General features: G+C 39.8%; 8 protein-coding genes. 2 read left to right on the top strand and 6 right to left on the bottom strand.

Going from position 1 to position 14,999, the window contains the following annotated elements:
* The first annotated feature begins 11 nt into the window (after positions 1–11).
* Positions 12–752: a hypothetical protein gene (locus tag CA265_24335; GenBank protein ARS42620.1), complete on the top strand. Its 741-nt coding sequence runs from the start codon at positions 12–14 to the stop codon at positions 750–752.
* 76 nt (positions 753–828) lie between these two features.
* On the opposite strand, the gene CA265_24330 is transcribed toward CA265_24335, so the two are convergent.
* The 6 genes from CA265_24330 to CA265_24305 form a co-directional block, all read right to left on the bottom strand.
* On the bottom strand, positions 829–2,691 hold the full coding sequence (locus tag CA265_24330) for a hypothetical protein (protein ID ARS42619.1): 1,863 nt from the start codon (positions 2,689–2,691) through the stop codon (positions 829–831).
* A 55-nt stretch (positions 2,692–2,746) separates the two neighbouring features.
* Positions 2,747–5,569: a hypothetical protein gene (locus tag CA265_24325; GenBank protein ID ARS42618.1), complete on the bottom strand. Its 2,823-nt coding sequence runs from the start codon at positions 5,567–5,569 to the stop codon at positions 2,747–2,749.
* A 113-nt stretch (positions 5,570–5,682) separates the two neighbouring features.
* The gene (locus CA265_24320) at positions 5,683–7,422 is read right to left on the bottom strand and encodes a hypothetical protein (protein ID ARS42617.1); all 1,740 of its coding nucleotides are present in this window, start codon (positions 7,420–7,422) and stop codon (positions 5,683–5,685) included.
* Positions 7,423–7,441: 19 nt separating this feature from the next.
* Positions 7,442–10,624, bottom strand: coding sequence for a hypothetical protein (locus tag CA265_24315; GenBank protein ID ARS42616.1), 3,183 nt, complete (start codon positions 10,622–10,624; stop codon positions 7,442–7,444).
* An 88-nt stretch (positions 10,625–10,712) separates the two neighbouring features.
* Positions 10,713–11,732: a hypothetical protein gene (locus CA265_24310; protein ARS42615.1), complete on the bottom strand. Its 1,020-nt coding sequence runs from the start codon at positions 11,730–11,732 to the stop codon at positions 10,713–10,715.
* Between the two features lie 56 nt (positions 11,733–11,788).
* Positions 11,789–12,337 carry a hypothetical protein gene (locus CA265_24305; GenBank protein ID ARS42614.1) on the bottom strand — a complete coding sequence of 183 codons (549 nt, stop codon included), beginning with the start codon at positions 12,335–12,337 and terminating at the stop codon, positions 11,789–11,791.
* A 511-nt stretch (positions 12,338–12,848) separates the two neighbouring features.
* On the opposite strand from CA265_24305, the gene CA265_24300 reads away from it, so the two are divergent.
* On the top strand, positions 12,849–14,924 hold the full coding sequence (locus CA265_24300) for a sulfatase (protein ARS43113.1): 2,076 nt from the start codon (positions 12,849–12,851) through the stop codon (positions 14,922–14,924).
* Positions 14,925–14,999 lie beyond the last annotated feature (75 nt).

Genomic DNA, 14,999 nt, shown 5'->3' with positions numbered 1-14,999 from the left:
AATCAGTGTTTATGGACATGCTTCAAGAACTCGCTATACAAATAGAGCTTCATTCGGTAGAAGGTATAGAAGCATGTTTTAAAAAGGGCGTAAATCCCAATAGCCTGTTCAAAGGAGAACCATTGATTTACGAATTAACCAGCGAATACACCCGCAGCCCCAGATTTAGCAACTGCGTAAAAAGCTTTGTTAATTATGGTTTGGAATTTGACGATCCCATACTATTGTCGTTGCTGCTGGATGATGCAGAAATTTTGGATGCTCAACTAAAAAGCAATCCCGATGCACTGAATAACCGGTATACATTGCGATGCGCATACACGCCCTTTTTTGAAGTAACGTTATTGCATATCTGCGCAGAATTTAATCATGTTGCCTGTGCCAAAGTACTGGTAAAACATGGCCTGGATGTTAATGTACCGGCCGGAACCAACCCTGAAGGATTTGGCGGACAAAGTCCAATCTTCCATACGGTTAACCAAAATGGTGATCAATCTGCCGATATGCGAAATTACCTGCTTGAACAATCTGTAGATCTGGAAATGACCGTTACGGGTTTGATTTGGGGTGAAGGTTATGATTGGGAGACGCTTATTCCATCCGTAAATCCAATCAGTTATGCAATGATGGGACTATTACCCCAAATGCACCGAAACCAAATGGTTATTGCAAAAGTAATTACTCAATTGATGGAAAAGCGATACGGAATAAATTATACTCCACAAAATATTCCCAATAATTATTTGGGCTGACCATCCAACTTCGTTAAAAAACCGCAAAAGGAAATATACAGGATAAATTTCCTTTTGCGGTAAATAGATGCAATACTTAGTTATTTTTTTTCGCCACAATTAATTGTGCACTATGTGGTGGCAAATCATTAATTACATACTCTTTTTCAAAAGTACCAATGGCTTTGCCTGTCCATTTATTACTTAAAGTGTATTTTCCGGCAGGTAGTTTAATTTTACGGGTAACCGGGGCATCACTTGCATTAAACACCGCGTATTCAATACGATCTTTAAAATTAATCGTGCCTACTTCAAATTTTTCGTTTTCAAATCTAGCCGATTTTCCTGTTGGAGGAATCATTTTTTTAAGTATTGCCAGTCTTTCTGGCTTAATCGTAGTCAGATCATCGCCACTTAATAACATACCGCCTGAGGCATACACGGTTGTTGCGTGATATAGAAATTCATTTTCGGGCAATACAACTTTCTTGGTTACGGAAGCATTACCACCTTGATCCATTACGTCTTCGGCACCATTGTCCGTTAAGAGAATACAATCAGGATCGTTCCACCATAACCTTCCGTTCTGCCAGCCTCTGAGTAGGTTTTCTCTTCCAATATTCCTAAACGATTTCCAATCGCGCCAGGTATCCATAGAACTTCTTGATCCATGAATTAAACCCAATGAACCCCATATCGGGTGGTTACAGCCCAATATAAAGGCATTACCAGAGCCCTTAAGTATAGCTTCCATGCCCCTGCGATAAGCCTCAATTCTGGTTGCCTTTTTATCATAATGTACGCCACCATGAATAGCGCCCCAATAGTTGGCATCGAGTTTAAAATAGGTAACACCCCATTTTTCGCGCATGGTTTTAAAAAGTTCGGTAAAATATTGCTGAACTTCAGGATGTGTGCCATCCAATACATACCATGGCCCTAAACGCCAGCCGCCAAAACCAATTTTATCAGACCGTAAGGGTTTGCCAGCCTCATCTTTAACAAACCAACTAGGATGGTTTTTAAACAATTCAGATTGCGGACTGGCCACAAATGGTGCTACCCAAATGGCAGGTTCCAGACCTTTATTTTTAATATCATGCAGTACCTGAGCAACATCTCCACCAAAAGCTTTTCCTTTTTCCAGCCAATCACCCATCAAAGGCTGATAACCATCATCAATCTGTATGTATTTTAACTGTGGCAGATTTTTGGCAATCCAGTTGGTATTATCTGATACGTTTTTGGCTGTAACTGCTGGTCCGAAGCAATACCAGGAGCACCAACCCATCGGCACAGGATCGTGTTTTAAACGTGGATGGTGTTTAGAAATGGCTTCGGTTAAACGGTCATAGTTTTTCTCCCTGTCCTTACTGGTGGTAGCCAAAAACTCCTCCAAATTCCAGGTTTCGCCGGGCTGTAACAACAGGTTTTCGCAATCGAGCGAAATACGAAGGCGTTTGGCATCGAAAGAAAATCTGGATATAAACCTGTTACAAGATGTGGTAGCCAGTAAGACCCTGTTATTTTCAGGTAGTTGCAGGGTTAACATACCATAAGCTGTACGTAAATTTTCAGGCTCAGGGATTTTGTAGTGGCTTCTGTCGTTATAAGTCCCCCAATCTTCGGGTTTGCCCAGTGTACCGCCTATCTGTTGTAATTTCTGAAAACCTTCACCATATATTTTGGTGGTATCGGCCAGTTGATGCTGGAGATCAAATAAGATTACTTCTTTTACCTGTACCGGTTTGTCTGATGTATTTTTAACGGAAAGTGCACATAAATCGCCACTCCATTTCCGATCCACCACGAGTGCATCAGCCGCTGTACCATCGGTTAGGATAACTTTGGCCGGTGCATCTTTTAAATGCTGTATAAATCCGTTGTTATCAACACTACAAGACAGACTAAATACTCCAAAAGCGGTGAAAAGTATGAGGCTTGCTAAATATTTTTTCATCTAATAATAATTAAGTTTTAATTTAAACTTAGAACTGTTTTTTTTAATCAATTTCTTATTCCACTACCATCCAGGTGTTCCCATTTGCAGGTATTGTAACTTCAATTAGTGCCATACCATCTTTATCAACCGCTACAGGTTTTGCCAGCCTGCCTTCTATACTGATGTTTGCGCTGTTACTTATCCCTGTATAATAAAGCGGGAGTTTAATCGCTGTTGTAATCGGTGTATCAAGCGGATTGTACAATATAGCAAAACCTTTTTCCTTTTTTGCCAAAGGATCTGCATGTAATATTCCATCCCAGTCGCGACCGGTTGGCCTGCGCAAATGGATGATATCTGCATTTAAAATATCCCTGTATTTTTTATAGTGGCTAATATTTTCTTTTACCAGGTTTTTAGTGGCTTCAGTATCGTATAAGCGGTTGCCACGGTAACAAGCCTGCACACCGCTGCCATAGTTTTGCTGCATGTGGGCAGCATATTCTTTAAGATGTTCGGAAAGGGGCTCGAGCGTAGCTGCTGCACCACCACCCTGATATTCGGTAAGTGGCACAAAGGTCCAGCCCATAGAAGGGGTACGTACCCAGGTACCATCATATAAATTTTGGCGCCCCAGGATAATTTGCTCTGCCCTGGGCAGCGACCAGTTTACTTCTCTATAACCGATGCCGGTTTTATTAGCGCCGTTAAGCATATAAAAATCGGGCGTATTCAGGTAAATATCCTTCGCCAACATCCATTGATACAGACCTGTTGATTGTTTCCACTGGTTCCATTGCGAATCGAAATAGTCTTTGTGGCCCGGGTGGTCTTTTGAAGCGCAAAAATCACCGGGATAAGGTCCATCATGCTCCAGTAAATCAAAACCTGTATATTCAAAAAATTGCTGAATTTTTTTCAGATAGCTGATCCCCCACTGGCTACCGAGACAGGGCGCATTGTTAAAAGTAGTACCGCCGGGTTTACCTGTTTTTAAATTAATGACATCATTCTGCGGATCGATGCTACGACTTGAAAATAATGAGTAACCGCCTATTTGGATGCCTTTGCTGTGCGCATAATCTGCAAGCATTTTATATTTATCGAGGTTTTCTTTTGATACATTTTCCATATTTAAGCCACTGCCAAAACTAAGAATGATCATTTCATACCCCGTGGCTACACATTGATCTACAGCATCTTTAACCACTTCCAGTTTGGTAGAAGTGAGGTGCATGAAGATGGGGTTTTCGGTAACCCAGGGTGCCAGCGCACGATACATTTTGCGGCGGCTTAAGGTATTGCGCTCCCGGTCCGTGCCATCCATCAGCATGGTATAAGTGTTAAATCCCTGCCAGCGCTGACCGTTTTGCAAAACCTGAGAAGGGCCATTTTTGGGGATGCTTTTAACAACACAGGGGGTTTGTAATAAGTAATTCACCTGTGAGGTGTAGGCACTGTCGCGCTCCCAGCTAATTGACTGATCGCTTTCATCATAAATCATACCTCCAAAAGCATAATCATTTTCTATATAAAAATTGGGTTTGCTCCAACCGGCGCCAGGACTCGGTACCGACACAAAATTTTCCTTTTCGGGATAAGCAATGATTTCACCCACAAAATGGTTCACCTTAATTTCTTTACCACTGTTATTGGTAACAGATATGGTTTTGGTTACCAAAGGAAGATTGTCGTAAATTTTATGGTGCACTTTTACCACTACTCCTTTTTTATCAGGATGTGTGAAAGAGAGTATCAATTCTTTACCGGTTGCTTCCCACTGCGTAACAGGCAGCCATCTTTTGGCTTTCCATTGCAGCAAGGGCTGTATGGCCTGTATAGTGATATCGCTTAATTGAAAAGACCCAGCCGGGCTGTACATATCCTTTAACCAGTCGTGGAGTAAATAACCACGGTTTACCTGACCTGCAAGACCGCCTATTTCGTAAGTTTCTCCATCTATCGTAACCACGGCTTCTGGCTGTACAGCACGAATAAACTCCTCTCCTGTTACCAGGTTTTTTAAACTTGTTGTAGCAGCATTTGGCGACATGGTAATGGTGCGGCTTGCCAGGCCATTACTGAGTATAATTTCGTTATGACCTATCCGCTGTATTTTTGCCTTTTCAGCAGGTTTTTGGATCAACCAATCTGTTTTAGCTACTTCGGCTACATAGTTTGGTAATTTTTGTAATGCTAATGCCAGTGGCTTAGTTAAAACGTTAAGATTATTTTTTGCATTATAATTTTTGTTAACCAATTGGGGCACAAAACCCGGGCTTGTGGTAACGTAAGCATTTACCCAATTGGCTACATCGCCACTAATGCCATCGCCGGCATCGCTAACGGTAAAATTTAAGATCGCTATCCCTGAAATATCAACATCAATGTGTTTGGCTTGATCCCCCTGTTTCATTACTCCGCTGGACCATATTTTCTTTCCATCGCCAATAAGGGTAAAAACAACACTACCTGGTGCAATTTCCTGCAGGGAAGTACCAATGCCGATCAATACTTTTTTACCGGTAATGTTAGCTGATTGATAAAAAACCTTGATGCCATCGGTACGGGCAATCGATTCGATATTTGGTGCATTCAGGTTGCGGTTAGCATAATCATCCACACCAACATCGGCTATAAATTTCAAGCCTTTTTTACCCACATCAAGAAAACCGGAAGAGGGTGCCTGCACACTAATGCCCTCATTGTATTTTTTACCGGCAATAACCATGACTTTGCCCAGCATGGATTGATTTACCATTGGAGAAAACACCTCTTGCTTAATTAAACCAGTATTCATTTTGGCTAAAGCATATTTCTGGGCATAACCTTTTACAAAAGGGTAAACCATTAAAAAAAGTAATACTATTTTATATCTTATTTTACTCATTATCATTTGGTTAGATTAAAACAGCATGAACATGATCTATTTTAATTTTAAATATTTTAGCAGCCTTACGATGTGTACGCATCGTAAGGCATTTTAATATTATTCGCTATTCAGCTAATTTATTGTAAGGGATCAAAAGTACCTCCATCCCAGCCCTTGGTTTGCTGCAGGTTAGGATTTTTTTGCAAATGGCTTTGCGGAATGGCATAGAAATAGTACTCATCTTTAAAGTTGATGGTATTGGTTAAATCTATTGGAAGCTCTGTTTCCTTAAAATAATCGAAATAGTTTGTTTTTAGATTAATCGTTCCAGTGGCATAGGCTGTGAAAAAATCTTGAGGTTTACCATCGAACTTAATCAAGGTAGCATCGTAACCGGTGCGTTTTTTGCCATTCAGTAACGATGCATATAACCTGCGCCGTCTAAGGTCCTGCTCTCTTTTACCTTCAAAGGCAAATTCTAACAGGCGTTCATCTAAAATGGCCTTACGCATTTCGGTCTGGGTCATCCCTGCTTTTAAGCCATACAGATTATTGGCACCAGCATCTATACCGGCACGCTTTCTGATTGCAGTAAGCATATCGTAACCAATTTGAATGTTACCAATTTCGTTTGCTGTTTCAGCATAGTTGAGCATTACCTCGGCAAATCTTATCTCAATCCAATCTGTACCACTTGTAGAAGCCTCAAAAGGTTTATAGGCTTCAAAAATTCCTTTTCTACTATAAAAGCTGGTACCGGTTCCACCTTGTGCTTCGGCACCTTTAAACGTCCACTGGGTTCGGCCAGCCTTACCAGATAATTCCCAAATATCGCCATTATGCACTACCGTTGTTGCAAAACGCGGATCTCTGTTTAACCAGTAGGCTTTAGGATCGTATCCAGAATTAGGATCGGTTATCGGCAAACCGTTTTTCATCGGAAAGGCATTGACCAATTGCAGTGTTGGTTGATCACCACCTGTAAAGTTCTGCGACTCCTCCAAAGGCCTTACTGAGGCATCGCGGGTTTGAAAACGACCAGGATTATTGAAACGCGTAACCAGTATGGCTTCCTTATTTCCATTACCCTCAATAAACCACAGACCGGCAAAACTAGGCATTAATGCTGCACCTTGCTGGGTCAAAACATCCATAGCGGCTTTATTGGCATCAAAGGCAGTTTGCCATCTGGTTTGCTGTTGCACAGGGGTAAATTGCTCTGAAGCATAATGTAACAATACACGTCCTTTAAAAGCCAAAGCCGCACCTTTTGTGATCCTGCCTTCATCGTCAGTAGCCCATGAAACAGGCAATAACGTACTGGCTTCATCTAAATCTTTTGTAATTTGAGCTATACATTCTGATGTTTTATTTCTTTTTACATTTAAATCCTCTTCTAACGATTGAGGAGTGAGCACCAAAGGCACCCCACCATAACGGCTTACCATTTGGAAATACACCCAGGCCCTTAAAAACAATGCCTGGCCTCTTAATTTATTTTTATCATTTTGCTGATAGGGCGTGGTTGGCAATTTCTGCAAAAGCAGGTTAATGCTTCTAATAATATCGTAAGCCTTATAAGTAGTCCAAAAATCAACAGAGTTAATGGTTAGCTGTCCATACATTACACCTCCGCCGCCGCCAGCCTCATCTGAATTATGATTTAGCGGATCGGGCCAGCCTGGTAATGTGCTAAAATAAATGTTGTTTAAAAATTGTGTGGTGAGGGTAACATCAGTCCAAACCAAGTCTTCAGGTATAGCCCCTAAGTCGCGTTTATCCAATACCTTTTTACAGCTTTGCAAAGCAACAATCACCATCAAAAAGCCTGTAATAAGCGCTAGCCTATTTATTTTATATATTGATACTCTATTCATAACGTATTTAATAATAGGTTTATAATGTAATATTTACACCAAAAGTATAATTTCGGTTAAGCGGATAGGCCAACATTGATTGTGCTTCGGGATCGTAATATTTGGTTTTGTTTTTGAACAGGAACAGATTTGATCCATTCAAAAAGAACCTAATATCTTTAAAGCCTATTTTGTTAATGACTTTAGCTGGCAAGGCATAGCCTAAATTGATATTTTTTAAACGGATAAATGAAGCATTATCTAACCAAAAAGTTGATGCGCTACCACTTCCTCCCTGATCAGAATACAGCGGATAGGCAGCATTAGGATTATCTGGTGTCCAGTGGTCTTTCCAAAATTCGGCACTCCCTGCCTCTGGGGATACATATTGTGCATTGTTTAATGCAGGTCTTATTTTATAATAATTACCAGTGCCTTGTATCAGCACATCAATACTGAACGATTTCCAGTTGGCACCCAGGGTTAAACCATAGGTAGATGGTGGTGTTGAATATTTGCCGATAAACTCCTGGTCGTTACCATCAATTTTCCCATCTGGGGCATCGCTGGTCGCTCCTCTTATATCTTTAAAGTTCAACATGCCCAAGCGGGGGGTTGCCCCGTTAATGGTATAACCGGCCGGTAGTGCATTAAGATCGGCCTGGGTGCGGATAATATCAGTAGCGATAAGCCCCGTAATACCGCCTGTAGGCCTGCCAATCAGATTTTGATAAGCTCTTGTACCCGGAGCCTGATTAATACGCACCTGTTTATTTACCGCATAACTGTAATTAATCCCTGCATTTAGACTGAGGTTATCATTAACTGCTTTTTTATAGTTAAGGGCAAATTCGTAACCACTTGATTCCATTACTCCAAAATTGATCAACGGATAGAATGCGCCCCAGGTTGTAGGAACACTAGCGCCAACATCACCTAGAATATCGGTTCTCTTGTTCATAAAACGGGCTGCAGATAATGTTGTACTGTTATTGAATAAAGTGGCATCAAAACCAAAATCTATCGAACGTTTCTTTTCCCAGGTTATATCCGCATTTGGGTAGGTACCTAAAGCAATTCCATTGTTCACATTACCACCAAAAATGGGACCTGCGGCAGCCTTACGATAATATTGTGCCCATTGCAGGTTGGTTATTCTGTTTCCGTTAACATCTAAGGGTTCAGCCCCGGTAAAGCCTAATGATGCCCTGAATTTAAGATCGTTCACAAACTTTACATTATCTTTAAAGAAGGTTTCATCGCTAATACGCCAGCCCACAGAAACTGATGGAAAAAAAGCATAACGGTTAGTAGGTATAAAATACCTCGACCCTTCGTAGCGCATGCCCGCCTCCAATAAATATTTACCCGCATAGTTGTAGCCTAAACGTACAAAACTGCCCAAACGGCCATCATCAAATTCATTGCCGCCTAAACTGTAATATAAAGGATTGCTACTGGCCAGGTTTAACTGATCGAGATCGCGATTGAGCACAAATTGATTTTGGGCATAAAAATTATCGTTATTGGTTTCGCTCTGCTCATAAACAGCAGTAGCCGATATGTTATGCTTTCCAAAAGATTTATCATAGTTGATGTAAAAATTCAACTGATAAAAACTGGATGCATTATAAACCTCCTGTAGGGTATTGCCATCATTCCTGGTTTGGGTTTGGCTAAAGTCTATCTGATCGCCTACTAAATGGTTCTTAGAACCCGCTTTATTAAAAATATAGAGCTTGTAAGGCTGATTTAATAATTTTCTAAAATCATGGCGTGTATAATTAGCGAAGGTGGCACGTAATTTTAAACCATCAACCAATGATGATAAGTTGTAGTTCACATCTACCAAAGCCTGATAATTACTCCATTTTTTGCGGTTATAACCAGTGTTGCCATTTATCACCTCTCCCGGGTGCCATTTCATAAAATTACCAACAGGATAATCTTTTCCATTTATATTAATATAATCGGGGGCCATTCTACCACGGGTAAGCAAACCCTGATATAAGTTGGGCATATCATCATTATCGTTATCATATAACCAAAATGGTTTTTGATCATTTCTAATGTCGGTTGTTAAGTTGAGTGCAATATTTAAATCTTTGGTAATATTGGCATCCACCTTTGCCCTGATATTATATTTCTGATAATCCACATTATCAAAAGAACCTGTTCCCTTGTAATAAGAACCGCTTACAAAATAATTTACCTTATCACTGGCACCTGAAATGTTTAACGTGGTACGGTATTCAGTTGGTCTTTTATAATATTTTTCCACCAAATTTACATCATTATTTTTCCAGTATTCCAACTCATCTGGTGCGTAATATCTTGCATCAGTGAGGTAGGCATTAGGATCAAGATTGCTATACCTTAGATAATCGTTCGAATAGATGGCTTCATCATAAGCGGTTAAGGTTTTTGGTTGGATCGTAGCCTCACTGATACCATAACTGGAAATAAGATTGATTTTTGGCGGGCCAGTAACACCTTTCCTCGTGGTAACTACAACCACACCATTTGCTCCACGTACACCATATGCCGCAGCAGATGCGCCATCTTTCAATACTGAAATATTTTCGACCTCAGAGGCATCCAAACCATCAAACGCAAACTGGTCTGAAATAACACCATCAATTACGAAAAGCGGTGGCTGCGATGGGCCAAAGCCATCAAATGCCCTTACCCTGATGCTTGATGCCTTTCCTGGCTTACCCCCACTTTGGGTAACCACCAAACCAGGCATACGCCCAGCCAGGCTCTGAGAGAGCGTAGCATTTGGTACTTCTACCACCTGTTTGGCATCAATTGCGCTTACACTTTGCAACAGGTTTCTTTTTGAACTTTTCCCATAACCTACTACAACCACATCGCTTAGCTCGTTACTACTTTCTAACTGTACTATTAATGAAGATTGCTCTGCCTCTTTAAGTGTAAAATTATCAATCGTTTTAGATTTGTACCCCACAAACGATACCGTAATGAGGTAGGGTGTTTTTGCATTAAGATTTGCAATCGCAAATTTCCCTTCGTTATTGGTTTGTGCAGTTTTCTTCTGGTCGGTACTTTTGGAAGAGATTACTACCGTTGCACCAACCATTGGAGCTCCTTTTTCATCTTTTACAACACCAATAACTTCTGCATTTTGTGCTTTTACTATGCCCCAGGCACAGGTTAGCAACATAAACAACAACATGCGCTGCGTAATTTTTTTCAACATTGTTTGGTTCTTTATTTGGTTTTTTAGAGCAATAGGTTCCTCTCCAGCATAAAATTGCTGGTTAAATTAAAGAGCGGTAATGGCTGTTTTATTTTTTGATCAGATACCTTTTGCCTGATTTTGTTAGTTTGAGTTTGTTTAATTCTGTAATTTCTGCCAATATGCTGTCCAATGGTTTTTGCAGATAAATTGTTCCGGTAAAAAACTTGTCGTCAACATCCTCGCCTATAAAGCTGATTCTTACTTTATAGTGGTTTTCAAGTTTGCTAAAAACTTCTTTAAGTGGTGCCTGGCTTAGGTTTATCGCAACCGTTTTTTCTACAGGTTTAGCACTTTTACCGTTCGATACCGTTAACAGGTTATTCAGTTTATCAATACTTAATATATCCCCTGGTTTAAGGATACTGCTAAATACCGGTGTTTGAAGATCGGAACCTATATTTTTTACCGAAACTTTTCCCGTGTGCAGTTCAACCTTTACGGTGGTACTGTTTTTGGCTGCAGTTATGGTAAACGAGGTACCCAGCGCTGTAGTAGAAACGCCATTGGCATACACCACAAAAGGATGTTTTTTATCCTTTGTTACTTTGAAGTAAGCTTTTCCAGTTAGGTATACTTCTCTTTTCTCCTTAACAAAAGGTTGGGTGTAGCGAACTTCTGCTCCTGGATAAACCTTAACTTCTGAGCCATCTGGCAATTCTATTTTTTCAAAGCTATTGGCATAGTTAACAGTCGATTTCCAATCGATTACGTGTTCTTTCTGGTTCTGTTTTTTTTCATTTAATACGAGTTTAGGTTTAGGTTGATGCGGAGCCTGGTTAAAGTACCATAAGCCTATCGCCATAAAAATAACCGCTGCTGCCGCAACATTGATTAACCATTGCTTTACTCTGAGTTTTGGAAAGGTTTTTGCCTTTATCTTATCGAAAAGCTGATCGCTCTTTTCAGGTGATAATGCTGCCTCGCCTATGCTATCCCACTCATTTTGCATCAGTAAATGGTCCGGAAATTCATCTATCTGTGTTAAAAAAGCGTTTACTGCAAATTTTTCTTCCGGGGTACACTGGCCTTTAAAATGTCTATCCAGCAACTGATCGGTTATATTCATATACCTAATACGATTGAATGTGGGGATTACCCGTAATCAATAAAAAATATTTTTTTTTAGGCCAAATTATAGGCTAATGAAACAATAATGGCTGCACCCGCATAACCGCCTAATTGTTTTAAAGCTAAGGAGATGTGTTTCTCTACTGTTCGGGGAGAAATAGAGAGCTGCTCTGCAATTTCGTTATAAGAATAACCTTCGATCCTACTCAGTATAAACACCTTTTTACGTGTTGGAGGCAACTGGTTTAAAACAGCTTCCAGTTGCTGGTTGGTTTCATAATCAGATGATGGGGCATATAATTCGGCAATATTATCCTGATAAAAGGATTTCAATTTCCTTTCTTCCGTTGCAAGTTTTTTAAAATGATCAAGCAAAGTAGTTTTTGCAATCCGGAATAATTGAGTATCCAAAGTAAAATCCGGGGTCAAAGTATGTCTAAAACGCCACATTTTAATAAAAGCAAGCTGTGTAAGCTCATCAGCCAATTCTTTAGAGGCTGTTTTCTTATTAAAGTAGGCATAGACTTTTTTGTGACTTAGTTTAAATACTATTTCAAAAGCTATCTGATCACCTTCAATGATATGTTGAATGTATGCATCCATTAAGATTTTAAATAGTTTGATATTTGGTAAGCGAAATATATGCTTTATTTATCTGTTTGACAAGGATTAACAAGCTGGACCGTGTTAAAAGTCTTCATCTGAATTATTAAACAGTAATTCTAAACATTGTATATAAATTGAAAGCCGTTTTAAATCACACGGGTATCCTGGAATAGTATTAATTTTAAGGCCAAAAATCAATCCATATCCGATTAATTGGTATTACACCGCTCCTTTAAGTAAATATCACCCTAAATACAAATCGGGCAGATATAGCTGGTTACATTTCATATCTGGGTATACCCTCAAGCCCTTTTCCTGAATATTACTATCTTTACCCAATTCCATCCAATCAGATTGTATTAAATCCAAAAATTGTACAGAATCCTGGGTGGAAATAGTTCATTTTAATTAACACTTAAAAATAGCCATGGTTGAATAAAGATAAAGCCATGGTTATTTTAACCATTTATAGCGAAACGTCAATTTAGTCATGCATTTTAAAGTGAATATGAGAAACACAGAAAACAAAATCCTGGGCTTGCTTTTTTTTATCGTTTATTTCTTTTCGTGCGGAGTTAGTCTGCATGCCCAGCAAAAACCCAATATCATTTATATTCTGGTAGACGATTTAGGTTATGGTGATTTAGGTGTATTATTCCAAAAACAAAAAAATAAAGATCTCCCGGCATTATTTTCACCACATTTGGATGACATGGCTGCCTCAGGTGCTGTGCTCAGTCAACAATATGCAAATGCACCGGTTTGCGCACCTTCAAGGGCATCATTGCTCACCGGGGTAAATCAAGGTAATGCCCATGTGAGAGATAATCAATTTGATAAAGCACTGGAGCATAATCATAACATCGCCAACGTGCTAAAAAATGCCGGGTACAACACCGTTGCCATTGGAAAGTGGGGCTTACAGGGAACCAACGAAAAGCAAAAACCAGACTGGCCTGCTCATCCGTTAAAAAGAGGCTTTGACAATTATTTTGGTTACATGCGACATTCAGATGGCCACGAACACTATCCACTGGAAGGAGTTTATAGAGGAAAAAAAGAGGTTTGGGCAAATTACCAGGAAGTTTCCAATGGATTAGAAAAGTGTTATACCACCGATTTGTGGACGGCAAAAGCCAAAGACTATATTATTAATTTTGAAAAGGATAATACAAAGAAAACTCCTTTTTTTATGTTCCTGGCATACGATGCACCACATGCAGTACTGGAGCTGCCAACGCAAAGTTACCCCAGTGGGGGTGGCCTTAACGGAGGCTTAAAATGGCTTGGCCAGCAAGGGAAAATGATTAATACCGCATCAGGCATAGTAGATAGTTACTTACATCCAGATTACGCCAATGCAACTTATGATGATGATAAAAATCCTAGCACACCAAATGTTCCATGGCCTGATACCTACAAAAGATATGCAACAGCAGTAAGACGATTGGATGATGCCGTTGGTGATATCAGAAAATTACTTTCAGACTTAAAAATTGATGATAATACCCTAATTGTTTTCACTTCTGATAATGGACCATCAATAGAATCATATTTACCAAAACCTTTTGTTGCATATAAACCAACTTTTTTCGAAAGCTACGGCCAGTTTGATGGCATAAAACGCGATTGTTGGGAAGGTGGTGTTCGCATGCCAGCCCTGGTTACCTGGCCCAAACATATCCCTGCCGGGAAAGTGGTCAACACACCATCCATGTTGTCTGATTGGCTGCCAACCTTTGCAGAAATAGCTAAAACATCAATTCCTGCGCGAACAACCGGTGTTTCATTAGCCCCGGCATTAACCAATCAGGGAAAACAGACCGATGGCCTGGTATATGTTGAATATTTTGAGCAGGGTAACACGCCAAATTTTGAGCAGTTCGAGCCTGATCATGCGGGCAGGAAACGAAACCAGATGCAAATGATCAGATTTGGAGATTTGGTTGGGGTACGGTATGATATTAAATCAGCAGATGACAATTTTGAAATTTATAACGTTGTTAAAGATCCAAAGGAAATAAACAATTTGGCCAAACAAACTGGCTTTAATAAGCTGCAGGCCCAAATGAAAGCCAAAGTACTTCAGGTTAGAACACCCGATTCGGATGCCCCGCGACCATATGATAACGCTCCTATTCCAGGCATACCCTTAGCTAAAAATGCAAAATATGGCTTGAAATGGTTCTTCTTTGATGGAAATTTCCCATATATACCATCACTAGATCTGGCAAAAGCCAATGGAAAGGGAGAAGTTAAATCACTGTCTGTGGCTAAAAAAAATCAAACAGGTCTGATGGTATTTAAAACTTTTATCAAAATTCCTAAAAACGGGGTTTATTCATTTAAACTGGCGGCACAGGGTAAGGCCTTTGTCAAACTTCATCAAATTAATTTATTGGATGCCGATTTTGATTATAAAAATGGAGAGATGATCCAGAAAAGCGTAACACTCGAAAAGGGCTATCATCCGATAACCATTTACTATTTAAAAGATAAAAACACGAAAGAAAAACTAGAATTTCAATTTAAAGGGTCAGATGGCACATGGCAAAATTTAGGAGACCAGAATTGCCTTTATTAATCATTCCTTAGCACATCTTGTTTTCGCTTAAAAAAATCTAAAACAAAAGCCTTACCATTTAAAATGGTAAGGCTT

The organism is Sphingobacteriaceae bacterium GW460-11-11-14-LB5 (assembly GCA_002151545.1).
In the GTDB taxonomy this organism is placed as follows: domain Bacteria; phylum Bacteroidota; class Bacteroidia; order Sphingobacteriales; family Sphingobacteriaceae; genus Pedobacter.
The sequence above is the reverse complement of the archived record's forward strand: the minus strand, read 5'-3'. Positions and strand labels throughout refer to the sequence as shown.